The sequence below is a fragment of the Streptomyces sp. NPDC006733 genome, from assembly GCF_040636125.1.
Classification (GTDB): domain Bacteria; phylum Actinomycetota; class Actinomycetes; order Streptomycetales; family Streptomycetaceae; genus Actinacidiphila.
The window spans coordinates 1-26,379 of the sequence record NZ_JBEYJD010000074.1 but is presented as its reverse complement, the minus strand read 5'-3'; the positions used below and the strand labels follow the sequence as shown (position 1 = coordinate 26,379).

Sequence of the window (26,379 nt, the reverse complement as noted above, 5' to 3'; positions counted from 1 at the left end):
AACGCCCCCCCCGCGGCGGCCCCCCCCAGCTCCGCCAGGCCCCCCCCCCCCCCCCGGGCCCCCCCCCCCCGGGGGGGGGGGCGGCGCGCGGACCGGAAAGGAAGAGGCTGTGAGCACCGTGGGTCGTCCGCAGGACGACGAGCAACCGTACTACCCGTCCCTGCGGACGCTGTGGGAGACCGCGGCCTTCCACGCCGGCCGCCGGCCGGGGACCGTGGCCGTCCGCTGCGAGGACCGCACCCTCACCTACGGTGAGCTGCACCGGGAGAGCAACCGCGTCGCCCACGCGATCCTGGCCGCGGGCCTGGCGCCGGGCGCGCGGGTCGCGTACCTCGGCCGCGAGTCCGAGCACTACTACGTGATCCTCTTCGCCTGCGCCAAGAGCGGGACGGTGCTGGTGCCGGTCAACTGGCGGCTCACCGCTCCCGAGGTGAGTCACATCCTGGAGGACTCGGCGAGCGAACTGCTGTTCCTGGAAGACGAGTTCACCCAGGTCGTCGACGGGATGCCGACCGACCCGCCGGGCACCGTCGTCCTCCTCGGCGGCGCTCGGACCGGGGAGCGGCCGGCCTACGACTCCTGGAAGGACGCCCGACCGGACGCCGACCTGGACCCGGCGACCGGCCCCGACGATCCGATAGCCCAGCTCTACACCAGCGGAACGACCGGGCTGCCCAAGGGCGTCGTCCTCGCGCACCGCAGCTTCTTCGCGGTCCGCGACGCGCTGGCCCGGGAGGGGCTGGACTGGATCGACTGGCGGACCGGCGACATCGCCCTGGTCGGCATCCCCGGCTTCCACATCGGCGGCCTGTGGTGGGCCACCCAGAACTTCAACGCCGGGGTGACAGTGGTCGCGATGCGCGCCTTCTCCGCCCCCGACGCCGTCCGCCTCATCCGCGACCTCGGCATCACCACCGCCTGCGTGGTGCCCGCGATGCTGCGCATGATCCTCGCGGAACCCGGGGTGCGGCCGGCGGACTTCGGCACCCTGCGGAAGATCGTCTACGGCGGCTCGCCGATCTCCGAGGCGCTGCTGGAGCAGAGCCTGGCGATGTTCGACAGCGACTTCGCCCAGATCTACGGCCTGACCGAGACCGGGAACACGGCGGTGTGCCTGCCGCCCGCCGCCCACGTGCCGGGCGGGGCCCGGATGAAGGCCGCGGGGCGACCGTACCCGGGCATCGGCTGCAAGGTCATCGACGACAAGGGCGAGACGCTGCCGCCCGGCAGCGTCGGCGAGGTCTGCCTGGCCACCCCGGCGCGGATGCTGGAGTACTGGGGCCTGCCCGACAAGACCCGTGAGACGCTCGTCGACGGCTGGGTGCACACCGGTGACGCCGGATACCTCGACGACGAGGGGTACGTCTTCATCAGCGACCGCATCAAGGACGCCGTCATCGTGGCCGGCGAGAACGTCTACCCGGCCGAGATCGAGTCGGCGCTGGAAGCGCACCCGGGGGTCGCGGAGGCGGTCGTCGTCGGCGCGCCGGACGAGCGCTGGGGCGAGAGCGTCCGCGCCTTCGTCGTCGCCGTCCCGGACCGGGAGCCGCCCAGGCCCCGCGATCTGCACCGCTTCCTGGTGGGACGGCTGGCCGCGTTCAAGCTGCCCGCCACGTACGAGTTCATCGACCACGTGCCCCGCAACCCGAGCGGCAAGATCCTGCGCCGGGAGCTGCGGGACCGCTTCTGGGACGACGCCCGGCGCAAGGTCAACTGACCCCGGCGCCCGCGACGTCCCGCGTGACTGCGAAAGAGACCACATGACTGTGCCCGAGCCCCTGACGCCCTCCCCTTCCCCGACCGCCCTGACCCTCGCGGACTTCCGCGCGGACCTGGCCGAGTTCCTCCACCAGCAGCCCGACGAGGTCGACCTGGAGGAGAACCCGCTCTACGCCGGCCTGGACTCGCTGCGCATCGTCACCCTCGCCGAACGCTGGCGCGCGGCCGGATCCGAGGTCAGCTTCGTCGAACTGGCGGAGCGCACCTCCTTCGCCCAGTGGTGGCAGCTGCTGTCGGAACGCCAGGCCGGAGGCGCACATGCCGACGCCTGAGCACCGCACCGCGCCCGGCGGACGCCGGGCCCTGCTCTCCGGGCAGGAGGGCATCTGGACCGGCCACCAGCTCGACACGGAGAGCCCCGCCTACAACACCGCCGAGTACGTGCAGATCCACGGGCCGGTCGACGTGGCGGCGTTCGACAAGGCCCTGCACCACGTCGTCGGCGAGGTCGAGGCGCTGAACGTGCGGTTCACCGAGGTCGACGGCCGGCCGTGGGAGATCGCGGTCCCGGCCGTGGACTGGCGGCTGCACACCGCCGACCTCACCGCGGAGCCGGACCCGCGGGCCGCCGCCACCGCCTGGATGCGGCGCGACGTGGCCCGCCCGATCGACCTCGCCCACGACCCGGTCTTCGGGCACGCGCTGCTGCAGACCGGGCCGGCGGAGTTCCTCTGGTACCACCGCGTCCACCACATCGCGCTCGACGGGTTCGGCCTGTCGCTCGTCGCCCGCCGCGTCGCGCAGGTCTACACGGCGCTCGCCCAGGGCACCCCGCTCGGGGAGAGCGGCTTCGGCACCCTGGAGTCGGTCGCCGAGGAGGACCGGGCCTACCTCGCCTCCGAGCGCCGGGAGGCCGACCGGGCGTACTGGACCGGGCGGTTCGCCGACCGCCCGGCGGTCCCCACCCTCGCCGACCGTTCCGCACTGCCCGCCCGGACCTTCCTGCGGCGGGTGACGGACCTCGGCACGCCGGAGACCGAGGCGCTGCGCGCGGTCGCCCGCGAGCTCTCCGTCACCTGGTCCGACGTGGTGCTGGCGGTCACCGCCGGATACCTCGGGCAGGTCTCGGGCGAGCCCGAAGTGGTGCTGAGCCTGCCCGCGATGGGCCGGCTCGGCTCGGTGTCGCTGCGGGTGCCGTGCATGGTCCGCAACGTCCTGCCGCTGCGGGTCGCGGTCGGCGCCGGCGACACGCTGCGCGACCTCGCCACCCGCGTCTCGGCGGAGCTGCGCGCCGGGCTGCCGCACCAGCGCTACCGGTACGAGCACCTGCGCCGGGAGCTGAGACTGGTCGGCGGCAAGCGCCGGCTGTCCGGTCCGGGCGTCAACATCATGCCGTTCGAGTACGACCTGCGCTTCGACGGGCACCGCAGCACCGTCCACAACGTCTCGGCGGGGCCGGTCGACGACCTGTCCGTCAACGTCTACGACCGGGCCGAGGGCGAGGGTCTGCGGTTCGCGTTCGACGCGCACCCGGAGCTGTACAGCGAGCCCGAACTCGCCCGCCACCAGTACGCGATGCTGGCCCTGCTGAACGAGGCGACGGCCGCCCCGGACCGCCCGCTCGGCGGGCTGGGCGTCCGCGCGGCCACCGCGCCGCCCGCGCGGACCGCCACCACCCTCGACGGGGGACCGCTGCCCCGGCCCGCGCGTCCCGTCCTGGAGCTGATCGCCGAGCACGCCGCCACCCGCGGCGACGCGACGGCCGTCGCGTTCGACGGCGCGACGATCGGCTACGCGGACCTGCTCGCCGCCGCGCGCGGTGTCGCCGGCCGGCTGGCGGAGCGGGGCGTCGTGCCCGGGGACACGGTGCTCCTCGCACTGCCCCGCGGCATCGAGGCGGTCGCCGCGATCCTCGGCGTCCTCCTCGCGGGCGCCGCCTACTGCCCGGTGGACCCCGGCGCGCCGGCCGCGCGCCTGGACACGCTGTGCGCCGAGTCCGGGGCGCGGGCCGTCGTCACCACGTCCGGGTACGCCGACCGGTTCACGGCCGGCGGCCTGCCGCGGCTGCTGCTGGACGGACCGGACTCCCTGACCGGCGGGGACGCCGCGGGCGCGGCGACTGCCGCCGTCGACCAGGAACAGGAGCAGGACCAGGACCGGGTCGCGTACGTCATCCACACCTCGGGATCCACCGGCCGGCCCAAGGGCGTCGAGATCGGCCACGCCGCGCTGGCGCACTTCGTGGCGGGGGCGGGCGACCGGTACGGGATCGGCCCGGACGACCGCGTCCTGCAGTTCGCGCCCCTGCACTTCGACGCGAGCGTGGAGGAGATCTTCCTGACGCTCTGCGCCGGTGCCGCGCTCGTCGTGCGCACGGACGCGATGACGGAGTCCGTGCCGGTCCTGACCCGGTCCTGCGAGCGGCTGGGGATCACCGTCCTCGACCTGCCGACGGCGTACTGGCACGAGCTGGCGTACGCGGTCTCGACCGGCGCCGCGCAGCTGCCGCCGCGGCTGCGGACCGTGATCATCGGCGGTGAGGCGGCGCTGCCGGAGCGGGTGGACCGCTGGCGGGCCGCCGTCGGGACCTCGGTGCGGCTGTTCAACACGTACGGGCCGACGGAGACGACCGTGGTGGCCACCGTGGCGGAACTGCAGGCGCCGGAACTGGCGCGCGGGGACGTCCCGATCGGCCGCCCGCTGCCCGGCACCCGGGCGGTCGTCGTCACCTCGGCCGTCGACGGCGGCGCGGACTCCGCCGTCGGCGAGCTGTACCTCGTCGGCGACGCCCTCGCCCGGGGATACCGCGGCGGCGCGGGCGGCGACGCCGCGCGCTTCCAGCCGCTGCCGGAGCTGCCGGACCGGCCGCGCGCGTACCGGACCGGGGACCTCGTACGGCTCGGGGCGGACGGGCAGCTGCGGTTCGTGGGGCGCGCCGACGGCGAGTTCAAGATCAGCGGGCACCGGGTGCAGCCGGCGGAGGTGGAGACCGTCCTGCTCACGCACCCGGGGATACGGGAGGCGGCCGTCGTCGGGCAGGTACTGCCGGACGGCACCCGCCGCCTCGTCGCGCACCTCGTCGCCGACCCGCCGGCCCCGTCCGCCGCGGCGGTGCGCGAGCACCTGCGGGCCACGCTGCCCGCCGCGATGATCCCGTCCGCCGTCCTGTTCACCGGCCGGCTGCCCCGCACGGGCGCCGGCAAGATCGACCGCAACGCGCTGGCGGCGCCGCCTGCGGCTCCCGCGCCGGCCGCGGACGCGCCGGCCGAAGCCGACCCGGCCACCGCCGACCCGGCCGCGGACGCCGTGCACCGCACGGAGCAGGTCGTCATCGCCGCCTGGGCGCGGATCCTGGGCACCGCGGACATCGCCCCGGACGACGACTTCTTCGACCTCGGCGCCCAGTCGCTGCAGGCGATCCAGGTCGCCAACCGGCTCGGGGTGGAGCTGGCGACCGACGTCCGCGTCGCGTGGCTGTTCCAGTACCCGACGGCCGCCGAACTCGCCCGCCACCTGGACGACCAGCGCGGCCCGGCCGCGCCCGAGGCCGCGCCCGGCGGTCCGGTGCCGGACGCCGTCCTCGCCGACGCCGTGCTCGACGAGGACATCACCCTCCCGGCCGGAGTCACCTCCGCCGGAGCCGTCACCGCACCCGCGTCACCGCCCCGCCGGGTGCTGCTGACCGGGGCGACCGGCTTCGTCGGCGCCCAACTCCTCGCCGAGCTGCTGAGGGCCACCGACGCGGATGTCGTCTGCCTGGTGCGGGCCGAGGACCGGGCGGCGGCCGAGGCCCGGATCCACCGGGCGCTCGCCGAGCAGGAACTGACCCTGCCGCCGGGATCCGAGGGGCGGGTCATCGCCGAACCGGGCGACCTCGCCCGCCCGCTGCTCGGACTCACCGAGGAGCGCTTCGCGGAACTCGCCGCGAGCTGCGACGCGATCCACCACAACGCGGCGACCGTCAGCATCATGCGCGAGTACGCGAGCCTGCGCGGGCCCAACGTCGAGTCCACCCGGCAGCTGCTGCGGATGGCGGCGGGCCGCGCGATCCCGTTCCACCTCGTCTCCACCCTGTCCGTCGCACCGCCCGCCGGCGCGAGCCCCGAGGTGGCGGAGACGTTCCTGCCCCCGCACCCGGGCCTCGTCCACGGCTACCAGCAGTCCAAGTGGGCCGCGGAGCGGCTGGTGGAGCAGGCGGCGGAGCGCGGGCTGCCCGTCACCGTGCACCGGCTCGGCCGGGTCGTCGGCGCGGCGGGGACCGGGTACGTCAACGAGCGGGACTTCCTGTGGAGCGTGCTGCGCGCCGGTATCCCGGCCGGCATCGTGCCCGACCTGTTCGAGGCCGAGGTGTGGACGCCGGTGGACTACGTGGCGCAGGCCGTCGTACGGCTCTCCGCCGCCGTGACGGCGACCGCTCCGGCAGCGCGGCCGGTGTACAACTACGCCCCCGTGTCCACCGTCCGGCTCGCCGACGTCTACGCCTGGGCCGGGGAGTTCGGCTACCCCCTGGAGCGTATGCCGCTCGCGCGGTGGCGGGCGGAACTGCCGCGCGCCGCCGAGGTCGCCACCACCACGCTGGCGTTCTTCGACTCCTGGACCGACGACTCCGCCGCCGGGGAGCCGGCCGGCGCCGTCGCGGAACCCGAGCTGGGCCTGGGCCGGGTCGTCGCCGACAACCTGCTGCGGGCGCTCGACGGCACCGGCGTCACCTGCCCGCCCATCGACCGCGAGCTGGTCTTCCGGTACCTGGAGCGCTGCGTCGCGACGGGGGCGCTGCCGCCGCCCGGCGTACCGCGCCCCCGCGTCCCCCGCCAGACCCGCCGCTGATCCGGAAGATCTGGTTCACGGCGCCGGGAACCCGGGCGGACTCCGCTCCGACTACTGAAGCGGAGTCCGCACCCCCCGGAGGAGCCCGCATGTCATGGAAACGGCCAACCGCCGCATTCGCGGTCGGAGCACTCTGTCTGGCCACCGCCGCCTGCGGCACCTCGTCCACGACGGCGGCCTCCGCCGGGAAAGCGGAACCGCCGGGGCCCGGTTACCCGGTCACCGTCACCGACTGCGGGCAGACCACCACCTACACCAGGGCGCCCAGCCGGGTCGTCGTCATGAACGGCGCGTCCGTCGCCGAGGTGTCCTCGATGCTCGCCCTCGGGCTCGGGGACCGCATCGTCGCCAACGCCCAGTCGTACGGCATGTCGGAGGTGCCCGGCCGCGCCGAGGCGATCGCGAAGCTGCCCACCGGGGGAGTGAAGCTCAACGACATCCAGGACATCCCGCGCGAGGCGATGCTCAACCTGCGGCCGGACTTCGTGCTGTCCACCACCGGGTTCGGCTTCGACCCCAAGAACGGCTACGCCACCCGCAAGGACCTCGCGTCGATCGGGGCGCACACCTATATGCCGGTCAAGGGCTGCGACGACGCCACCTCCGTGAAGGGCCCGCCGTCCATCGACGACAGCTACTCGATGCTGCGCGACCTCGGCAGGATCTTCGGGGTCAGCGCCCGCGCCGAGCAGCTGATCGCCGGGTCCCGCGCGCGCGTCGCCGCCGTCAGCAGCAAGGTCGCCGCCAAGCTGCGGACGGCGTCCGGCACCACACCGCCGTCGAAGGTGATGGTGATCTTCTCCAACATGTCGATGGGCGCGAACGAGTTCAGCTCGATCGCCGGGGTCGGCATCTGGAACGACATCCTCGCCAAGGCCGGGGGAGCCAACGCCTTCGCCTCCGTCACGACCAACTCCTTCGCCGACCTCAGCAAGGAGAAGGTCGCCGCCGCGCAGGTCGACGCGCTCGTCGTCGTCAGCTACCACGACCCGGACGCCGCCGGCTACGCGCGCCGGCTGCTCGCGCGGTTCCCGCAGTGGAACGCCGCCCGGGACCAGCGGTTCACGGTCCTGTCCGACTCCGTCTATCTCGGGCCCAGCAACGACGTAGCCGTCGAGCGCATCGCCCGGATGCTGCACCCCGACGCCCTCTGACGCGCCGCAGATGACCCCACGCGCACTCGGTGCCCGCTCCCCGCTGCCCGTCCTGGTGCTCCTGCCCGCCCTGCTCGCCGTGCTCGTCCTGGTGATGATGGTGGCCGTCGGCATCGGAGCCGTGAGCGTCCCCCTGGGGGACACCTGGCACATCGTCCTCGCCCATCTGACCGGCGGCACCTTCGCCGGCGACCCCGTCCAGGACCAGATCGTCTGGAACTTCCGCATCCCCCGGGTGCTGCTCGCCGCGCTCGCGGGCGGCGGCCTGGCCGTCGCCGGCGTCGTGCTGCAGGCGGTCGTCGCCAACCCGCTGGCCGACCCGTACGTCCTGGGCGTCTCGTCCGGGGCGTCGCTCGGCGCCGTGCTGGTCATGACGCTGACCACCGGCGCCCTCGGCGGACTGGGCGTCTCCTCGGCGGCGTTCGCCGGCGCCGCCGCGGCCGTCGCGCTCGTCTTCCTGCTCGGCCGGCGCGGCGGCCGGCTGGCGCCCACCCGGCTGGTCCTGTCCGGGGTCGCCATCGGCTACCTGTTCCTCGCGGCCACCAGCTACCTGCAGCTGCGGGCCACCCCCAACGAGCTGCGCTCGGTGATGTTCTGGATGCTCGGCAGCGTCGCCGGGGCGCAGTGGAGCCAGCTGCCGCTGGTGAGCGGCGCGGTGCTGGGGACGACGGTCCTGCTCGCGCTCTACGGGCGGCGGTTGAACGCGCTGCTGGCCGGGGACGAGTCCGCGACGGCGCTCGGGGTGGAGGTGCACCGGCTGCGGGCCGCGCTGCTGGTGCTGTCCTCGCTGCTGACCGGCACCATCATCGCGGTCGCGGGCGGCATCGGCTTCGTCGGCCTGATGATCCCGCACCTGGTGCGGCTCGCCGTCGGCGCCGACCACCGCAGGCTGCTGCCGCTGGCCGCGGTGACCGGCGCGATCTACCTCGTCGTCGTCGACCTCCTGTCCCGCACCCTGGACCGGCCCAACGAACTGCCGCTCGGCATCCTCACCGCCCTCTTCGGCGCGCCGTTCTTCCTGTGGCTGCTGCGCCGCAACAAGAGCTTGGACTCCGTATGAGACTCAGCGTCGACCAGCTCGACATCACCCTGGACCACCGGCCCATCCTGCGGGGCGTGTGCCTGGAGGTGGCGTCCGGCGAGATCGTCGGACTCGTCGGGCCCAACGGCAGCGGCAAGTCCACGCTGCTGCGTTCCGTCTACCGCTCGCTGCGGCCGGAGTGCGGGGCGGTGCGGGTCGGCGGGGACGACATCTGGACGATCCCCGCCCGCGCCGCCGCCCGCCGCACCGCCGCCGTGCTGCAGGACGTGGGCCACGCGACGGGGCTGTGCGTGCGGGAGATCGTCGCGCTGGGGCGCACCCCGCACCACGGCCTGCTCGGCCGGGACGGACCCGAGGACCACGAGGCGGTCGACCGGGCGCTGGACCAGTGCGGGGCGCGCCCGCTGGCCGACCGCGACTTCGCCTCGCTCTCCGGCGGGGAACGGCAACGGGTGCTGCTGGCGCGGGCGCTGGCCCAGCGCCCGCACCTGCTGGTGCTGGACGAGCTGACCAACCACCTCGACATCCGGGCGCGCTTCGAGCTGCTCTCGCTGATCCGGGCCATCGGCACCACCACGCTGGCGGTCCTGCACGACCTGGACCTCGCCGTCCGGCTCTGCGACCACCTCGTCGTCCTGCAGCAGGGCGCGGTGGTCGCGGCGGGCCCGGTGCTGGACGTGCTCACCCCGGCGGTGCTGCGCGACGTCTTCGGCGTCGCGGCGAGCGCCGACCGGCATGCCGACGGTGTCGTGCGGATCGTCTACGCGGCCGACCCGCTCGCGCTGCACCTGGTCGAACGGGCCGCCACCGCCGCCGGGTGACGTGGCGGCCCGCTGCTCCTGCGGTGATTGACGAGGCGTCAGTTGCGGTGGAAGGCTGGCCGTTCCGCTGCCCGCCGCCGTCTTCCGGTCCTTTCGGTCCTGCCGGTCCTCGAGGAGGCCGCCGATGCCGTCCAGCCCCTTTGCCGTGGTCCGCACACCGCGCCTGGCCCCGCCGTTGCGGCCGCCCGGGCGCCCGCCGGGCCGGTTCCTGCGGGTGGCCGGCCGCGCGGTGCACGTGGTGGAGGACGGTCCGCCCGGCGGGATCCCGGTGGTGCTCGGCGCGGGGCTCGGCGGGGCGTGGCTCGGCTGGGAAGGGCTGGTGCGGGCGCTGGAGGGGAGCTGCCGGCTGATCCGCGTCGACCGTCCCGGCCTCGGCCGCAGCGAGCCGGCGCCCGAGCCGCCGACGCTCGCCGGCCGGGCCCGGTGGCTCGCGGCGGTGTTGGACGCCGCCGGTGCCGGCGGCCCGGTCGTGCTGGTCGGGCACTCGCTCGCCGGCCTGTACACCGAGGCGTTCGCCCGGCTTCTGCCCGACCGTACCGCCGGGGTGGTGCTGGTGGAGGCGGCCCCGGAGCGGGAGGTCGCCCCGCCGCAGCGCCTGCGCGGGGCGCGGGTGCTGGCCGCGCGGGGCGTCGGCGAGCTGTTCCGGCGGGTGGGGCTGAGCCAGTTGGTGGCGCCCGCGATCCGGCGGCAGGGCGTGCGGACGCAGTCCCGGACCGGCCGCGACCCGGACGACACCGGCGACGCGTACCGCAGCGCCTACGGCGCCGGCCACTGCCTCACGGCGGCGCTCGTGGAGCGGGTGCTCTTCCGCGACCTGAACGCCGAACTCCGCTCCCTCAGGGTCGGTTTTCGGTTCCCCGAGGTGCCGCTTCAGGTCGTTTCCGGGCCGCTGAGCGATCCGCGGCCGCACCGGGAGCTGGCCGCGATGAGCCCGCTGGGGCAGTACCGCATGGCGCCGGGCGCGCGGCACCTGGTGCCGGTCGACCGGCCCGACGTGATCGCCCACGCCGTGCGGGACGTGCTGGACGCGGCCGGGCGGCGGGCGCCCGCGGCCGTCAGGACGAGACCCCGTACGTGATGAGCGGGACGTTCCGCTGCTGCGGTGGCGGGTCGTTCACGTTGACCAGGCCGAACGCCGCGGCGACCGCGAGGGACGCGCCCGCGACCACGACGGCGAGGGTGATCAGAAGGACCTGTGCGCCCATCGGTCCGCCTCCTGCGTGCGTCACCGTCTGCCCTCCGGTTCCTCCGGGCGGCTACGCACACATTATTGACGGTTTGTCAGCTCAGCAATAGCGTAACCCGCCAGCCACGCCCGTCACGAGTGCTCGATCACCCGGACCGTGGAAGGGGCAGCATGAGTGCCACCCATGTCACCGGACCGTCCGCCGCGGAGACCGGCGCCCGGCGGCCACCGCGCCCCGGGCCGGGCGGCCCGCGCCGCCCCCGGCTCCGCGGCTGGCTCGCCGGCCGGGGCGGCGACCGCCTCGGCGGCGGCTGGGCGGTGGGGGTGTGGGCCGCCGCCTTCCTCGGGCTGCTGCTCCAGGCACCCGGCCGCATCGTCTTCGACACCAAACTCGACGTGGTCCTCACCCCCGGCTCCTTCCTCGGCGGGCTCGGCCGGTTGTGGAACCCGCGCCAGGGCTTCGGCGGCCTCCAGGACCAGGCGGTCGGCTACGCCTTCCCGATGGGGCCGTTCTACGTGCTGGCCGAGGGGATCGGACTGCCGCCGTGGATCGTCGAGCGGCTGTGGATGTCGCTGATCGTGGCCGTGGCGTTCTGGGGCGCGGTCCGGCTGGCGGAGCGCCTCGCCGTCGGTACCGCCGGCAGCCGGCTGGTCGCCGCCCTCGCGTACGCGCTGTGGCCGACGCTCACCGCCCTCGTCGGCTCGACGTCCGCCGCCGTGCTGCCGCTCGCGCTGCTGCCCTGGGTGCTGGTCCCGCTCGTGGACGGGACGCGGGAAGGAGCCTCCCCGCTGCGCTGCGCCGCCCGGTCCGGGGTCGCCGTGCTGTGCATGGGCGGCGTCAACGCCGTGTCGGTGCTCGCCGTTCTGCCAGCCCCGCTGCTGTACCTGCTGACCCGCGCCCCCGGGCCGCGCCGCCGCGCCCTGCTCGGCTGGTGGCTCGGCGCCGTGGCACTGATCACGGCGTGGTGGTGGCTGCCGCTGCTGCTCCTCGGCGGCTACGGCTTCAACTTCCTCCCGTACATCGAGACGCCGCACACCACCGCCGGCACCATGGCGGCCACCGAGGCCCTGCGCGGCACCGGCAACTGGCTGGACTACCTCAACTTCGGCACGCCCGCGCTGCCGTCCGGCTGGGTGCTGGTCAGCACCGGCTGGGCGGTGGCGGGCACCGGGTTCGTCGCGGCACTGGGACTGGGCGGACTGGCCCGGTCCGGCATGCCGGAGGCGCGCTGGCTGCGGTGGAGCGTGTGCGCCGGGGCGGTGGCCACGATGGCGGTGTACCCGGGGCGGCTCGGCGGCCCCTTCCACGGCCCGCTGCAGGACTTCCTCGACGGGCCCGGGCAGGCGTTCCACAGCGTCTACAAGTTCCAGCCGCTGATCGCGCTGCCGCTCGTGATCGGCCTCGCGCACCTGCTGGGCGAGCCGCCGCACCCGCGGCGGCAGCCGCCCCCCGCACGGCGCCGGCCGGGCGAGCCGCCGCGCCGCTCCGCCGTGCTGCCGCGCGGCGCCGTGGCCGTCCTGCTCGCCGCCGCCCTGCTGGGGGCCGCGCTGCCGTACCTGGGCGGGCGGGTGCTGCAGAGCGGATCGTTCCGAGAGGTCCCCGGCTACTGGCGCGACACCGCCACCTACCTCGCCGGGCACGGCGGGGACGGCCGGGCGCTGCTGGAGCCGGCCGCCTCGCACGGCTACTACGCCTGGGGCACCACCACCGACGACGTGCTGCAGCCGTACGCGGAGTCCGGCTGGGTGCAGCGCACGCTGGTGCCGATGGGCGGCGCGGGCTCGCAGCGCTACCTGGACGGCGCGGAGCGCGCCATGGCATCGGGCAGCACGGTGCCGGGACTCGCCGCCTACCTGGCCCGCGGCGGCATCCGCTACGTCGTCGTGCGGCACGACCTCGACCCCGACCAGTTCGAGTTCATCTCGCCCGCGCTGTACCACCGCACCCTGCGGCTGTCGGGATTCCGGCTGGTGACCGGCTTCGGCCCCATCACCCCGGCCAGTCCCATCCGCAGCGGCACGCCCCTGCAGATCCAGGCCATCGACCAGCAGCACCGCGCCGTGGAGATCTACGAGGCGACCGACCCGACGCTGCGCCCCGAGGACCCGGTGCAGGTCTTCCCCGACTCCGGCGCCGTGCAGCTCAGCGGCGGCCCGGAGTCCCTGCTCCCGGCCGCGGCGGGCGGTCTGCTGAACGGGCGGGCGGTCTCCCTCACCGGCGACGCCACCGGCTCCGACACCAGCCCGCTGGTCGTCACCGACGGACTGCGGCGCACCGACACCTCCTTCGGGCTGATCCGCGACAACACCTCGTACACGTACACCGCCTCCGGCACCAACCCGCCGGGCCGGGCGGACGGCAGCGCGGGGGACCCGCCCCGCCAGCTGCTGCCGGCGTTCCCGGCGGCCGGCCACCAGACCACCGCGGTCATCGACGGCGCGGCCTCCGTCACCGCCTCCACCTACGGCTCGTGGCTGCTGCAGTCACCCGCCTACGATCCCGTCAACGCCTTCGACGGGGACCCGGGAACCGCGTGGGTCGAGGGCAGCGCCGCCACTCCGGCCGGGCAGTGGCTGCGGGTGGACTTCGGCCGCCGCGTGGACCTGTCCGGCGGCGTCCCCGTCCGGCTGCTGGCCGACAGTCCGTTCCGGCCGGTCGCCACCCGCATCACCGTCACCACCGATGCCGGTTCGGTCACCGACACCGTCACCCCCGACGACCGGGAGCAGGTCCTGCGCGCGCCGGAGGGCGGGACGACCACCCTGAAGCTGACCATCGCCGCCGCCGAGGGGGCCCGCCCCGGCGGGTTCGGGGCCGGCATCAGCGAGGTGTCGGTGCCGGAGGTGCGGGTCACCCGCTACCTGAAGGTCCCGCACGACACGCCGACCAGCGGCCCCGGGGGAGTGCTGTTCTCCTTCCAGCGCCAGGTCGCCGCCTCGGGCCTGCTCGGCTCCGCCGACCCCGAGACCCGGCTCGCCCGGATCTTCACCACCGACCGGGACGAGACGTTCGGCACGCAGCTCAGCGCCCTTGCCGCGCCCGGACCCGAGCTGGACCGGCTGCTGGAGACCACCGCGGGCCCGACCGGGGACCTGAAGGTCACCGGCACCGCGGCACTCGGCGGACTGCCGCAGTTCCGCCCCGCCAACCTCGTCGACGGCTCCTACCTGACGGGCTGGATCGCCGCCGGACCCGACCCCGAACTGCACCTGGGCTGGACCGGTGACCGCACGATCGGCGACCTCTACCTCAAGGCGGCGGAAGGCATCTCGGCGCCCCCGCTCTCGGTCCGGATCAGCAGCCCCGACGGCGTGCGCGAGGGCAGCGTCGACGCCGACGGCCACGTCGTGTTCAGCCCCGCGCTGCGCACCGACCGCATCGATGTGACGTTCCCCCAGGTCAAGCGGCTGACGTCGTACGACGCGGTGACGGGCACCCGGCTGCCGCTTCCGCTGGGCCTGGCCGAGCTGCACTTCCCGGCCCTCGCGGACCTGCGGCACCCCCCGGCCGACGCGTCCCGCCCCTTCCGGCTGCCGTGCGGCAGCGGCCCGGCCGTCTCGGTGGACAACACCGAGTACCCGACCTCCGCGAGCGGCACCCTGGGCGACCTCACCGACGGGCTGCCGATCCGGCTGACGCTCTGCACGGACCAGGAGAAGCTCGACCTGCGCGCGGGGACGCACCGGATCAGCTCGCCGGGCAGTGGAGTGCCCCTCGTCCTCACCGACGCCGTGCTGACCGGGTCGGTGGCCGAGGAGAGCCTGCGCGCCTCGGCGCCCGCCGACCGGCCGGTGCGCGAACTGACCCGCTGGGAGTGGGGCGACGAGGAGCGCAGCGTGCAGGTCGGCCCCGGCGCCGAGGCCTACGTCGAGGTCCACGAGAACCGGGCCGACGGCTGGACCGCGACCCTGAACGGCAAGGAACTGCGGGCCGTCACCCTGGACGGCTGGCAGCAGGGCTACGTCATCCCGGCGGGCGAGGCGGGCACCCTGCGCCTGCACTACCGCCCGGCCACCGCGTACCACCTCGCGCTGCTGATCGGGACCGTCCTGGCGCTGGTCGTCGCCGCCGCGGCCTGCGGGGCGTTCGGCCGCCGCCGTGGCGCCGGCCACCCGGAGTCGGCCGAGCGCCCCGCGGGGGCGCCGGCCGCGGCGGTGGTGGCCGTGCTCGTCCTGGTGGTGGTCGGCGGCCCGATGGCGCTGGTCGCCGTTGCGATCGCCCTGCTGGCACGGTGGCGGGCGTCGGTCGCCCCGGTGGTCGCCGTCGTCGCGATGACGGCCGCGGCCGTCATCGCCGCGGTGGCCGCTCAGGACGGACTGGCGCCGGGGCGCGGCGCGTTCGGGCCCGTCGCCCAGGGGCTGGCCCTGACCGCGCTGGCCGCGGCCGTGACCCCGGGCGGGCCCTGGGCGGGGCCGCTCGCCGAGCGCTTCCGGCGGCCGTACCGCGATCCGGGCGGTCCGGGTCCGGGTGGTCCGGACGGGCCCGGTGCCGCGCCTGGCGACCCCTACGGCAACCTGTTCGGCGGTCCACCCTCTGCTCCGTCGCGCGATCCGGCCCCCGGGCCGACCGGGCGGCCGACGCGTGCGCCGGGCGGGCTCGGTGACGACCTCTTCGGGCCCCGCACGCAGCGGTTCGGTCCCGGCGGTCCGCGGGAGGAGCAGGAGAAACCCCTGGAGCGGCAGCCCCGGGAGCAGCAACTCCCCGAGCAGCAGCACCGGAAGCAGCCGCCCCCGGAGCAGCAACCCCCGGAGCAGCAACCCCCGGAGGAGCCGCGGGATGCGCCGGGGCCGCGGCCGCCGGACGCCCCCGCGTGATCGCCGGCCTCGTCGTCACGCTGCTCGCCGCCGTCTTCTACAACGTCGGTGTGCTGGTGGAGAAGTCCGCGCTGACGGCGCTGCCCGCCCTGCGGGCTCGGGCGCCCGTCGCGCTCTTCCGGACGCTGTTCGGACGGCCGCTGTGGCTGCTGGGGTTCGTGCTGATGCTGCTCGGACTGGCCTGCCAGGTGACGGGGATGGCGCTGCTGCCGATCACCGTCGCCCAGCCGATGCTGGCGGTCGGCCCCGCCATCGTCGTGGCGGGCTCCGCCCTGGTGCTCAAGGAGCGGGTCAGCCGCGCCGACCGCCGGGCGCTCGTGGTGATCGGCTGCTCGCTGGTGATGCTGGGCCTGTCGTACGACCCGCGGGAGGAACCGGTCGCCCAGGCCGACCACCCGCTGGCGGTGACCCTCGTCGCCGCGCTGTCCGGCGCGGTGGCGGTGCTGGTGTTCGCCGCCGCCGGACGGACGGGCGGCGGCGTGGTCTACGGCGTGGCCGTCGGGTTGCTCAACGGGGTCGGCGGGCTGCTGGGCAAGGCGTGCGCCGCGGTGCTGGCGCGCACCGGACGGCACGCCCCCGCCGCGCTGGCCGCGACGCCGTACCCGTACCTGAGCTGCGCCTTCGCCGTCCTGATGCTCGGCGCCCTGCAGATCGGGCTCCAGCGCTCCCAGGCCTCGGTCCTCGTGCCGGCCCAGGTGGTGGTGGGGAACGCGCACGTGATGGTCAGCGGGACGCTGATCTTCGGCGAGCCGCTGCCCGCCGACCCGGTGCGGCTCGGCCTGCGGTGGACCGCCCTGGTGGTCTCGCTCGGCGTGCTGGCCCTGCGGCAGCGCGCCACGGCGGCGCCCGCCGCGCCGCCGGGCGCGGCCGTGGTCCCCGCCAGGAGCGCGCTGCCGATGCGCCGGCGCCCGCAGGGGCGGCACCGCCGGGTGACGTGACCGCCGGGGCACCGCCGAGCGCGTGGCCCGTCCGCCGCTCAGCGGCGCCGCCCCCGTTCCAGCGCCTCGTCCACCACGCCCGCGAACCGGTCGACGGTCTCCGTCCACTGCAGGTCCAGTGCCCGGCGCCGGGCCGCGTCGCCCATCGCCGCGCGCCGTCGCGGATCGAGGGCGAGGCTCGCCCACGCCGAGGCGAACCCGCTCTCGGTGCCGGTCAGCAGCCCCGTGCGCCCGTGGGCGACGGAGTCGCGCAGTCCCGGGACGTCGAAGCCGACCGCCGGTGTGCGGCGCACCGCCGCCTCGGTGATGACCAGCCCCCACCCCTCGACCTGTGCGGGGTGCAGCAGCAGCCAGGCCGCGCCGAGCAGGTGCTGCTTCTCCGGCTCGGAGATCCGCCCGGTGAACAGCACGTCGGCACCGGCGAGCTGCTCCAGCCGGGACCGTTCCGGGCCGTCCCCGGCGATGACCAGGGTGCCGCCGGTGACCGGGCGGACCCGTTCCCACAGCCGCAGCAGCAGGTCGATGCGCTTGTAGTCGGCGAGCCGGCCCAGCGCCAGGAAGAGCGGTTCGGGGGACTCGGGGGTGATGGCGTCGGCGTCCTCGACGCCGTTGGTGATGACGCGGATGCGCTCCCGGCCGACGCCGATGTCCTCCAGCGCGGCGGCGGTGGACGGTGAGACGGCCACGAACAGGTTGTCGCGGTGGGCGTGCGGCATCAGCACGGTCTCGGCGTAGCGGCCGGCGGTGGCGATCGGCCGCCGGTAGCGGATCCGCCACAGCTCGCTGTGCACGTGGTTGACCAGGCAGACCGACGGGGTGCCGCGCAGCCACAGGGGCACCAGGTAGGGCAGGCCGTTGCAGACCTCGACCAGCAGGTCGCAGTCGCGCAGCCGGCGGCGGACGGTGAGCGGGGCGGCGAGGAACTGGCTGTAGGCGCCGCCGTTGCGGATGACGCGGTACGGGCGGCCGGCGCCGACCGGTCCGCCGCACAGCAGCGTGGCCCGGTGCCCGCGCTCGGTGAGCCCGTGCGCCAGCCGGTCGACGAGCAGCTCCGAGCCGCCGGCCTGCGGGCTGGCCAGGTCGCGGCCGGCGAGGAAACCGACGTGCGGTGCGGGCCGCGGGGGTGCGGGAAGCGGTACGTACGGAGCCGGACGGGGTGGGGCGGGTCCGGTTGTCATGGTCGGGGTCCTTTCGCCTGGTGGTGACGAGGGTGGCGACGAGAAGGAAGAGGCCCTACCGTAGAAAGCCGCTGACGAACCGTCAATCGCGACAGCGCCCGATCCGGCACCTCGTTCGGCGGGGCCCGCCGGCCGGCGGCGGAACGGACCGGAACGCTTCCGTCCGGCGCGGACCGCCCAGGGAACGCACGGGTAACAGGCCAGAAATCCCGCCGGAGCGGTGCTGGTTCTTGACAGTTTGTCAGGGTATTCCTAACGTTCCGTCAGCATAAAGCCAGCCGGTGCGCATCCCTTCGGCAACGAGTCAGGGAGACGTGATGCATGGCCGACGAATCGTCGCCTTCCTCGCCCTGGGGGCGGGGATCTTCTTCCTCGTCCTCGCCCCGATGCTGCGCTGGTACGTGCTGCCGCAGGTCCAGGTGGCGCCGTACGACATGGACTTCACCGACGTCAGTTCCGGCCCCGGGACCTACCTGGACCCGGACACCGGCAAGCTGACCCAGGACACCCTCACCGTCTCCCGGCACCTGCTCGGGGACGCGGAGGCGGGGCGGAAGGCCGGCAAGGCGATCTGGGACGTCTCCACCCGGCTGGACACCTCCCGGAGCGTCCACCTCGCCGACGCGCGCGAGGCGTTCAACCTCAGCACGCACCGCTGGGTCTTCGACCGCCACACCACCGTGTCGAGCGGCTGCTGCGGCGGGGACACCGCGATCGGCGCCGACGCGTACCTGAAGTACCCGTTCGACACCGGGCACCGCACCTACCGGGTCTGGGACGCCACCGCGGGCCGGTCCTTCCCGGCCGAGTACACCGGCACCCGCCGGCTCTACGGCCGGACGTTCAACGAGTACACCCTGAAGGTGGACCCGCCGGTCCGGATCGGGACCATGCGGGTGCCGCCGTCGGTCGTCGGGCTCCCGGCCGGCAAGGACCTGGTCACCGTCGACGAGTACTACGCCAATCCGGCCGCCGTGAACCTCGTCGACTCGCTCACCGGGGCGCCGGTGGCCGGTTCCAGCCACCAGATCATCACGCTGCGGCTGCCCGGCAGCGACCGGACCGCGGCCACCGTGCTGGACGTGCGGCTGCACTCCACACCGGAGACCGAGAAGGCGCTGGTCGACAAGTTCCGCGGCAAGCACGACGGGCTGGCCGCCCTCAAGGGGCCGCTGCCGGTCGGCACGCTCGTGCTCGGTGTCCTGTGCACCGCGGGCGGCGTCCTGATGCTGCTGCGCGGCCACCGCGCCCGGCCTCCGGCCCGGCCGGCGGCGGTTGCGGCCGGCGGCGACGGAAGCGGCGGGCCGGACGGTTCAGGCGGTTCAGGCGGTTCAGGCGGTCCGGGCGGCGGGTCGCGGCCGGTCGCCGGAGCGGCCCGGTGAGCGGGGACTCCGCCGCCGATCCCCTGCGGCGGGCCACCGTGGGCCAGTTGGTGCGGGCTTTGGCCCGCCAGGGCGGCGACCGCACCGTCTTCCGCCGGCTGCGGGCCCGCTACTGCGTGCAGCAGGTGGCCAGGTGCTGCGAACTGGAGGGGCGGACCGTCGTGGACGTCGGCGGCGGCGACGGCTGGTGCGCGGAGGCGTTCGAGGCCGCCGGCGCGCGCTGCGTGGTCGTCGACCCGTTCCCGGTCCCCGCGCGCACCGGGCCCGCCACCGTCGTGGGCGACGGGTACTGGCTCCCGCTGCTGGAGGGTGCGGCCGACGTCTGCTACTGCTCGGACGTCCTCGGCCGGATCCCCGATCCGGTGGGCCTGATGGACGAACTGATCCGGGTGACGCGGGTGGACGGCATGGTGTGCCTGGCGTTCACCAACTGGTCCTCGCCCGGCGGCCACACCCGCTACCCGGTGCGCACCCGGCCGCTGCTGCGCCATCTGCGCGGCCGGTCCGACGTCGTCCTGGTCGAGGCCGGCCCGCGGTACTTCCCGCGCCCGCTGCGCGGCCTGCTGCGCGTGCCCGTGCTGCGCGGGTTCGCCGTCCAGGTCACCCTGCGGAGGTGCCGATGACCGGCGGCCCGCCGCTGACCGGCGCGATCCCGTTCACCGCCGTCGACGAGAGCGCGGACCTGCTCGAACGGCGCGGCGAACCCAACCTGATCCTGCTGGAGCTGGCCCTGGCCGGGCGGATCGACGCCGGGCGGCTGCGGGCCGCGGTCGGCGCCGCGCTGGGTGCCCACCCCATGGCGCGGGCCCGCCGGGCGCCCGGCGGACCGTGGCGGCGCCGCAGCGCCTGGGAGATCCCCTCGGGCCCCGACCTCGACCCGCTGACGGTGGCGGCCCCCGGGGCCGAGCCCGACACCGAGCGCCGCCGGCTCATGGACACCCACGTGCCGCTGCCGTCCTCCCCGGCGCTGCGCCTGCGGCTCCTCCCGTCCGACGGGGGCGACCGGGTGCTGCTCGCCGCGCACCACGCCCTCTTCGACGCGATCGGCTGCCTGGGATTCCTCGGATCGGTCGCCGAGGCCTACAACGGGACCCCCGCCCGTCCGGCAGCCGCCGTCCCCCAGGCGCCACCCGTGACCGGCGTCCCCCACGTCCCCCACGTCCCCGACGCCCCCGGCGACGGGCGTCCGGAACTGTTCCCCCGGGCGGTCCGGGTCGCCCGCTCCAGCGCCTCCGGCAGCGGGGGGTACGGCTGCGTCCTGGAGGTGTTCTCGGCGGAGCGCACCAGCGCCCTCACCACCGCGGCACGCCGTCGGTCCGCGACCGTGAACGACCTGCTGATCACCGCGCTCGCGGTGGCGGTGGCCTGCTGGAACGAGACCCACCACCGGCGTTCGGGCCCCGTGCGCATCACCATGCCGATCAACGCCCGCGCCACCGGGCAGCGGTTCGACGGGATCCGCAACCTGTCCCGGCTGACCTCGGTCAGCGCCGCCGCGGGGGAACCCGGTGACCTGCTCGCCTCCGTCGCCCGCCAGACGCGGCGCGCCAAGGGCAGCTCCGCGCCCGCGGGCGGCCCCGCCGCGCAGGTGCTGGGCTCGCCCGCCCTCCCGTACGGTGTGCGGCGCGCGCTGGTCGGCCCGGTCCGGGCGGCCGCCCGGCTGCTCGCCGACACCACGATGCTCAGCAACCTGGGGCGGCTGCCCGACCCGCCCGCCTTCGACGGCGCGGGGGCCACCACCGGGCTGTGGCTGGCCGCGCCCGCCCCCATGCCGCGCGGCCTGTCCGTCTCGGCACTGACCGTCCTCGGCCGGCTGCACCTGGCCGTCCGGCACCGCCACGCCGTGCTCGACGCACCGGCGGCCCGCGCCTTCACCGCCCTGTTCGTCGGCGCGCTCGACGAACTCGCCGCCCTGCCCACCGCCGTGCACGGCGGCGCGCCCACCCCATGGCCCCCGGAAGGAGGTCCCCGGTGACGGACCCCGCACGGTCGGTACCGCGCGCCCTCTACGAGGATCCGGAGCTCCCGGTCGACTCCGGCGCCGAACGGGCCCGCCGCCAGCTGCGGATGATCGAACCCGCGCTGGACGCGGCCCGGCACCCGCTGCGCATCCTCGACATCGGCTGCGGCGACGGCGCGGCCACCGCCGCCCTGGCCCGGCGGGCGCGCGGCCACACCGTCATCGGCGCCGACTGGTCGCTGCAGGCACTGGAACGCGCCCGGCTGCGCGGCCTGTCCGTGGTGCGCGCGACCCTGGACGGCCATGGGCTGCCCGTCGCCACCGGCAGCCTCGACATCGTCTTCCTGAGCGAGGTCATCGAGCACCTGGTGGACACCGACTCGGCCCTGGACGAGATCGGCCGGGTGCTGCGCCCGGGCGGCTCCCTGCTGCTGTCCACCCCGAACCTGGCCGCCTGGTTCAACCGCGCCCTGCTGCTGGCGGGCGTCCAGCCGCTGTTCACCGAGGTGAGCCTGCGCGGGATCTACGGGCGCCCCGGCAGCGAGGTCGTCGGCCATCTGCGGGTCTTCACCCGCCGGGCGCTGGTCGGACTGCTGCGCGCCCACGGCCTGGAGATCGTCGCCCTGCGCGGCGCGTGCTTCCCCGCCACCCCCGGACCGCTGCGCCCGCTGGACCGGCTGTTCCGGCTGACCCCGTCGCTCGCCGCGGACCTGCTGGTCCACGCCCGGACGCCGCTCACCCCCCGCGCGACCCCACAGGAGCGGCCGAACCCGCCGCGATCGGAGGACGGGATGCCGGTCATCCAGGCCCTGCTCGAGCTGCTCGCCTGCCCGGTGGACAAGGGGCCACTGCTCTACGACGAGGAGACGGACGCCCTCTACAACCCCCGGCTGCGCCGCCGCTACCCGGTGGTGGACGGCATCCCGCACCTGCTCGCCGACCACGCCGAGGCCATCGACGGGCCGGGCCACGAGGTCATCATGCGGCGGGTCGGGCGGGGGCGGTCCGCGCCGGAGGACGTCAGTGACGTGCCGGCGACGTAGCCGGCGCGGACGGGGGAGCGGTCGGCCCCAGCCGCAGCCGGACGAACCGCGGCCGGTACAGGGCGGCGTTCCGGTGGACCTCGGCGGCCACCTGCGCGCTGGAGACCCCCAGCCAGTTCAGGTCGTAGCTGAGCAGCAGGCCGCTCCGCCCGTCGAACTCCGGGTGGCCCTGCGGGTTGTAGACCACCGCGCCCCCGGCGGAGTCCGGCGGCAGCGGCGGCCGGAAACCGGCCGCCGGCCCGTGCCACGGCCCCTGCGGCGCGCAGGCCCAGTACGTGGCCACGGCGCTCAGCCCGCTGCCCGCCGGGCCGCCCGCGTCCATGGTGAACAGCACCCAGGTGCCGTCCTGCCGCACGACGGAGAACGAACTGCCGACGCCCCGGCGGTCGTTCCGCGCCGCCCCGCCATCGGTCCCGCTGCCGCCGCCCAGCACCGGTGCGGCCCGCGCGGCGGACGGCTGCCAGCCGGCTCCGTCCCAGTACCGCCAGGCGCCCGGCTCGGCCAGCCGGCCCTCGGGCACCCGGGCCAGGTAGGCGCGCGAGCTGGGCATCGACGGGGTGCGGCCCGGCCCGTCGTCGCCGCCGAAGACGTACGTCCAGCCGTTCGCGCGGACCGCGGTGGCGCCGTACAGCACCCGCGCGCCGGGCTGCGGGACCGCGCCCTGGTCGGAGACCTTGACGATGGTCTCCAGCCGCAGGTCCGGCAGCGAGAGCGTGGCGACCTCGGTCGCCAGCGGGACACCGTACAGCCAGGGCGGCGGACCGGCCGCCCGGTCCCACAGCAGGATCCGCACCACCCGCTCCGCCGCGCCGGGCGAGCGCGGCTCCACCACGCCCTGCACCGGCCAGCGCCACACCTGCGGGACCGCGGACACGTCGGGGAAGAACGCGCCGGGAGCCGTCGCGGTGCCCCCGGTGAGGGTCCGCTCCAGCCGGCCCGCGGGGGACATCACCAGCAGCGCGTTGTGCGCCCAGGCCGGGGTGCGGCCGCCGGTGGTGTCGCGCCAGGCGTACGGCTGGCCCAGCGGGTTGGGCGGCGGGTGGACCGGCTCCAGGACCGGGTCGTCGGCGAGCCAGAGCGTCCGGCCGTCGGGCAGCCGCACCGAGTGGGTGCCGTCGCCGCCGGACCACGAACCGGGTGCGGCCCCCTCGTCGCCGTACCGGGCGAACTCCGCCGTGACGCGGGCGTCCTGGGACCAGGAGGCGACATGGAGGCCGCCGCAGGAGGCGGGCCCGCCGTCCGTCGCGCCCGAGCAGCCGGTGAGCCCGGCGACCGCCGCCCACAGCACGGCCGCCGTCAGGGACGTCGCACGTCGGCAGCGCACCGGATCGAGGCATCTCCTGCTGTCACGTCGAGAAGTGACGAGGCGTCACCGAAACCCAGCGTAGGAGCCCGCCGCCCCGCGCGGCAATGCCGTACACCCCCTCAGGAGGGGACAGATGACCCTGGCAGCGACCCTCGGACCCCGACTGCCGGCCCGCTGGCTGGCCTACGGAATCGACGTCCTCTATCCGCGGCAGGAGCCCGAACTCGCCCGACTGGAGGAGATCTGCCCGCCACACGGCACCGCCCTGGACGTCGGTGCCTGGTACGGGCCGTGGTCGCGGTGCCTGGCCCGGCGGGTGGACCGCGTCGTGGCGTTCGAGCCGGTGCCCGAGGTGTGCGCGACGCTGCGCTGCGCCGTCCCGCCCTCGGTGACCGTGCTCGACGCCGCCGCGTCCGACCGCGGCGGCGACGCCCGGATCTGGCTCGCCGACCCCGGTGGCCGCGAGTCCCGCGGCCTCACCTCCCTGGAGCGGCGTCCCGGACTCCACCGTCAGAGCCTGCCGGTGCGCCGGGTCGCCATCGACGAACTCGAACTGAGCGGGGTCACCTTCGTCAAGATCGACGTCGAGGGCCACGAGACGGCCGTGCTCCGCGGGGCGCGGGAGACGGTGCGCCGCGACCGGCCCAACCTGTTCGTCGAGGCGGAGGCGAGGATCCAGCCGGTCGCGGACATCACCGGGCTGCTGCGCGGGTGGGGCTACCGCGCCTGGGTGCTCCCCGGAGAGCACTGGATCCCGCTCGGCGCCTTCGACCTCGCCGACCACCAGCGCCGCTTCGCCCACGTGGTGGAGAGCGGCCTCGTGCGGCGCGCGCTGCGGCCCCGGCCCCGCTACGTCAACTCGATCCTCTTCACGCCCGAGGAGGCACCGGGCCCGCCGCGGACGACGAACGCGGCCCGGCGGTAGGCCGTTCGGGGCGGGCGCCGGGCCGATCCCACAGGGCGTTTCGCGGCGGCGCGCCAGAGACCCCGCCGCTTCGGAGGAATGGTCAGGGGTGCGGCGGGCATGCGTCAGGGGGAGAGGCCGGGTTGAGCAGGAGGTGCTCCCGGCGTCACCATAGAACTGCGCGGTCCGAACCGAGGTCTCGGTGGTCTTCCCCCGTCCACCGAGCACGCCGGCCGGGCCGCGCGCAGTCCAGAACGCCCGACTGGTTCCCGGGCGTGCCCCGCCGGGCGGCGTTGTGAGGACGCCGTCCCGGCCCCGTCGGCCCTGCGCTCACCCCCCTCGGGCGCGGGGCCGACGCATGTCCGGGTGCAGGGGATCGCGTGCGGGGGGATCGGTGGACGCGCACGGCCTACCGGGGCCGACTGCGGTCGGCGTCGGGCAGGTTGCACCACAGGTCGATCTTGGCGGACAGCTCCCTGGCCTGGCTGTCCGTGCGGCGCTCGGCCTCCGCCGACGCCTCGGCGGCGGCGTCGAGCGAGCCGAAACCCCGCACGAGGTCGATGAGATCCTCGACCAGGCCTGGATCCTCGCCCACGGCGCGGGCATGTGCGTGCAGGGCTTGCAGGATGGCGAGTTCGTCGTCTGCGGCGTCCATGTGCACAGTCTGCCGCGTGGGTCTGACACTCCGTAGGTCCCGCGCCCGCGCCGCGCCCGGCACACGCCGTCCCGGGGCCCGGAGGGCCGTGCGGGCGACGGCGTCCGCGCGGCCGACTACCGCCGGGCGGCGGGTCGCGAGGTGCGCCGGGGGCGCGTCTGAGCCGGCGGCACCACGGGTGCCTCGGTCTCGAAGTCCTCGTCGTCGTTGTCGTAGTGATCGTCCGCCGCGTCGCCCAGGTCGGCCTGGTGGAACGGGTCGGTCGAGGGCACCGGCGAGGTGTGCGCCGCGACCGGCGTGGAGGGATCAGGGTTGGAGAAAAGCGTGGTCATGGCACCTTCGTCAGGTTTCACAGAACGGGGCCACCCGGAACGGTCCGGACGGTGGCGATCGCCGCCTCAGGGGCGGCCGTCACTTCCCAGCATCCCACGTGGAGCGTTCCGCGTGGGCATTCGGCCGGGCCCGGGCCCGGCGCGCGGTGGGTGCACGGACTCACCGATTCGGATGAAACCGCAGGCCAAGCGGGGGACACCGACCGCCGGGAGGTGATCGGCGGACCGAATGAGGATAGGACCGGTGACCAGGAGGTCCGACCCATGGGTGCCGTTTCGCCGTGCCGCAGCACCTTCGAGTGCCGCCGGACCGGTGTCGCCCGCCCGCTTGCCGGAGGTGCGGGCCCGCTCGGCGCCGCCGTCCGCGGGCCCCTGGCGGCGTTGGCTGCGGGAGGCCCCCCGGGGAGCGGCGGGCCGCGCCGGGGGCGCCACGTCGCCCTGGACGTCCTGCTGGCCGTTCTCGCCCTGTTCCTGCTGGTCGGCGGGGTGCTCTCGCCGTGCCTGACGGCCGATCCGGGTGCTCAGCCCCGCGCGGTGGTGGCCGAGGCGCTGTCCGCCGCCGACGAGCACCCGGACGAGGCGGGCACCGCGGTGCGGGCGCCCCGGACCCAGCGGGCCGCCGAGTCGTCGCGGGCGGTGCGCCACGCGGCCCGCGCCGGCGTCCACCCCGCCCCGGCCGCCCCGCCGCGCGGCGTCCCGGTGCCGGCCGGTGAACGGCCCGGTGCCGGGCTCCTGGGGCTGAGCTGTGTGGTGCTGCGCTGCTGACCGGTCCGGGGCCCGATTCTTGGGCCCCCTTCCGCTCCGCACGCACCCCACGTCTCGACCCCGGAGGACCTTTCATGCCCATCGACCCGTTCGCGGCCCTGAACGCCATGCTGCGCGCCGAAGTCGCCCGCGCCGCCGCCCCGGAGGGCGAGCCCGGCCGGCCCGCCGCCCAGGACCCGGGGGAGATCTCCGAGCGCCCGGCCCCGAGCCCCGCGCAGAGCGACGGCGCCTGACCGCTGCCCGCCCCACCGGCGCCCGGCCGGATCGTGACTCCGTCGTGCGGCCCATCCCGCAGGGAGCCGCGGACGGCTACTTCGCGCCAGAGTGCCACCTATCGTCCCGCTATTGCGGC

General features: G+C 75.7%; 20 protein-coding genes and 2 pseudogenes. 17 read left to right on the top strand and 5 right to left on the bottom strand.

What is annotated here, in order from left to right; all coding sequences use genetic code 11:
* Positions 1-109: 109 nt before the first annotated feature.
* From ABZ721_RS38100 to ABZ721_RS38070, 7 genes are all read left to right on the top strand, one after another.
* Positions 110-1,717, top strand: a complete 1,608-nt coding sequence (locus ABZ721_RS38100) for a long-chain-fatty-acid--CoA ligase (protein ID WP_358793408.1) — start codon at positions 110-112, stop codon at positions 1,715-1,717.
* A 43-nt stretch (positions 1,718-1,760) separates the two neighbouring features.
* Positions 1,761-2,051, top strand: a complete 291-nt coding sequence (locus ABZ721_RS38095) for a phosphopantetheine-binding protein (protein WP_358793407.1) — start codon at positions 1,761-1,763, stop codon at positions 2,049-2,051.
* A complete protein-coding gene (locus ABZ721_RS38090) occupies positions 2,038-6,546 on the top strand; it encodes an amino acid adenylation domain-containing protein (protein ID WP_358793406.1) in 4,509 nt (1,502 codons plus the stop codon). Before ABZ721_RS38095 ends, ABZ721_RS38090 begins: the two co-directional genes overlap by 14 nt.
* 89 nt (positions 6,547-6,635) lie before the next feature.
* Positions 6,636-7,700 (top strand): ABC transporter substrate-binding protein, encoded by a 1,065-nt coding sequence (locus ABZ721_RS38085; RefSeq protein ID WP_358793405.1) that lies wholly within the window; start codon positions 6,636-6,638, stop codon positions 7,698-7,700.
* Between the two features lie 94 nt (positions 7,701-7,794).
* On the top strand, positions 7,795-8,760 hold the full coding sequence (locus ABZ721_RS38080; protein ID WP_358793409.1) for an iron ABC transporter permease: 966 nt from the start codon (positions 7,795-7,797) through the stop codon (positions 8,758-8,760).
* The gene (locus tag ABZ721_RS38075; protein ID WP_358793404.1) at positions 8,757-9,563 is read left to right on the top strand and encodes an ABC transporter ATP-binding protein; all 807 of its coding nucleotides are present in this window, start codon (positions 8,757-8,759) and stop codon (positions 9,561-9,563) included. Before ABZ721_RS38080 ends, ABZ721_RS38075 begins: the two co-directional genes overlap by 4 nt.
* Positions 9,564-9,687: 124 nt before the next feature.
* Complete coding sequence (locus ABZ721_RS38070) at positions 9,688-10,641, top strand: alpha/beta hydrolase (RefSeq protein ID WP_358793403.1); 954 nt, start codon at positions 9,688-9,690, stop codon at positions 10,639-10,641.
* Here ABZ721_RS38070 and ABZ721_RS38065 read toward each other — a convergent pair.
* The gene (locus ABZ721_RS38065) at positions 10,619-10,768 is read right to left on the bottom strand and encodes a hypothetical protein (protein ID WP_358793402.1); all 150 of its coding nucleotides are present in this window, start codon (positions 10,766-10,768) and stop codon (positions 10,619-10,621) included. The two genes, ABZ721_RS38070 and ABZ721_RS38065, sit on opposite strands and share 23 nt — an antisense overlap.
* A 152-nt stretch (positions 10,769-10,920) precedes the next feature.
* Between ABZ721_RS38065 and ABZ721_RS38060 the strand changes: the two genes are divergently transcribed.
* Entirely contained in the window at positions 10,921-15,564 is a 4,644-nt protein-coding gene (locus tag ABZ721_RS38060) for an alpha-(1->3)-arabinofuranosyltransferase family protein (protein ID WP_358793401.1), read from the top strand.
* On the top strand, positions 15,561-16,502 hold the full coding sequence (locus ABZ721_RS38055) for a hypothetical protein (protein WP_358793400.1): 942 nt from the start codon (positions 15,561-15,563) through the stop codon (positions 16,500-16,502). Before ABZ721_RS38060 ends, ABZ721_RS38055 begins: the two co-directional genes overlap by 4 nt.
* Positions 16,503-16,540: 38 nt before the next feature.
* Here the strand turns inward: ABZ721_RS38055 and ABZ721_RS38050 are convergent, their stop codons facing one another.
* Positions 16,541-17,680 carry a glycosyltransferase family 4 protein gene (locus tag ABZ721_RS38050; RefSeq protein WP_358793399.1) on the bottom strand — a complete coding sequence of 380 codons (1,140 nt, stop codon included), beginning with the start codon at positions 17,678-17,680 and terminating at the stop codon, positions 16,541-16,543.
* A 317-nt stretch (positions 17,681-17,997) separates the two neighbouring features.
* Between ABZ721_RS38050 and ABZ721_RS38045 the strand changes: the two genes are divergently transcribed.
* The 5 genes and pseudogenes from ABZ721_RS38045 to ABZ721_RS38025 form a co-directional block, all read left to right on the top strand.
* A complete protein-coding gene (locus ABZ721_RS38045) occupies positions 17,998-19,062 on the top strand; it encodes a DUF3068 domain-containing protein (protein WP_358793398.1) in 1,065 nt (354 codons plus the stop codon).
* Complete coding sequence (locus tag ABZ721_RS38040) at positions 19,059-19,685, top strand: methyltransferase domain-containing protein (RefSeq protein WP_358793397.1); 627 nt, start codon at positions 19,059-19,061, stop codon at positions 19,683-19,685. Before ABZ721_RS38045 ends, ABZ721_RS38040 begins: the two co-directional genes overlap by 4 nt.
* Positions 19,682-21,037, top strand: coding sequence for a hypothetical protein (locus ABZ721_RS38035; RefSeq protein WP_358793396.1), 1,356 nt, complete (start codon positions 19,682-19,684; stop codon positions 21,035-21,037). The genes ABZ721_RS38040 and ABZ721_RS38035 overlap by 4 nt, the downstream gene beginning before the upstream one ends.
* Positions 21,010-21,750 (top strand): annotated as a pseudogene (locus ABZ721_RS38030) (methyltransferase domain-containing protein); the annotation flags it as partial. The gene ABZ721_RS38035 and the pseudogene ABZ721_RS38030, both read left to right, overlap by 28 nt.
* Before the next feature lie 63 nt (positions 21,751-21,813).
* Positions 21,814-21,957 (top strand): annotated as a pseudogene (locus tag ABZ721_RS38025) (Trm112 family protein); the annotation flags it as partial.
* A gap of 85 nt (positions 21,958-22,042) precedes the next feature.
* On the opposite strand, the gene ABZ721_RS38020 reads toward ABZ721_RS38025, so the two are convergent.
* Complete coding sequence (locus ABZ721_RS38020) at positions 22,043-23,389, bottom strand: DUF4185 domain-containing protein (RefSeq protein ID WP_358793395.1); 1,347 nt, start codon at positions 23,387-23,389, stop codon at positions 22,043-22,045.
* Positions 23,390-23,504: 115 nt separating this feature from the next.
* Here ABZ721_RS38020 and ABZ721_RS38015 point away from each other — a divergent pair, with 115 nt between their 5' ends.
* On the top strand, positions 23,505-24,296 hold the full coding sequence (locus ABZ721_RS38015) for an FkbM family methyltransferase (protein ID WP_358793394.1): 792 nt from the start codon (positions 23,505-23,507) through the stop codon (positions 24,294-24,296).
* Between the two features lie 388 nt (positions 24,297-24,684).
* Here the strand turns inward: ABZ721_RS38015 and ABZ721_RS38010 are convergent, their stop codons facing one another.
* Together ABZ721_RS38010 and ABZ721_RS38005 are read right to left on the bottom strand one after the other, a co-directional pair.
* The gene (locus ABZ721_RS38010; protein ID WP_358793393.1) at positions 24,685-24,930 is read right to left on the bottom strand and encodes a hypothetical protein; all 246 of its coding nucleotides are present in this window, start codon (positions 24,928-24,930) and stop codon (positions 24,685-24,687) included.
* Between the two features lie 116 nt (positions 24,931-25,046).
* Complete coding sequence (locus tag ABZ721_RS38005) at positions 25,047-25,262, bottom strand: hypothetical protein (protein WP_358793392.1); 216 nt, start codon at positions 25,260-25,262, stop codon at positions 25,047-25,049.
* A 264-nt stretch (positions 25,263-25,526) separates the two neighbouring features.
* Here ABZ721_RS38005 and ABZ721_RS38000 point away from each other — a divergent pair, with 264 nt between their 5' ends.
* Together ABZ721_RS38000 and ABZ721_RS37995 are read left to right on the top strand one after the other, a co-directional pair.
* Positions 25,527-26,027 carry a hypothetical protein gene (locus ABZ721_RS38000; protein ID WP_358793391.1) on the top strand — a complete coding sequence of 167 codons (501 nt, stop codon included), beginning with the start codon at positions 25,527-25,529 and terminating at the stop codon, positions 26,025-26,027.
* A gap of 74 nt (positions 26,028-26,101) precedes the next feature.
* Positions 26,102-26,260 (top strand): hypothetical protein, encoded by a 159-nt coding sequence (locus tag ABZ721_RS37995; RefSeq protein WP_358793390.1) that lies wholly within the window; start codon positions 26,102-26,104, stop codon positions 26,258-26,260.
* The last annotated feature ends 119 nt before the right edge of the window (positions 26,261-26,379 follow it).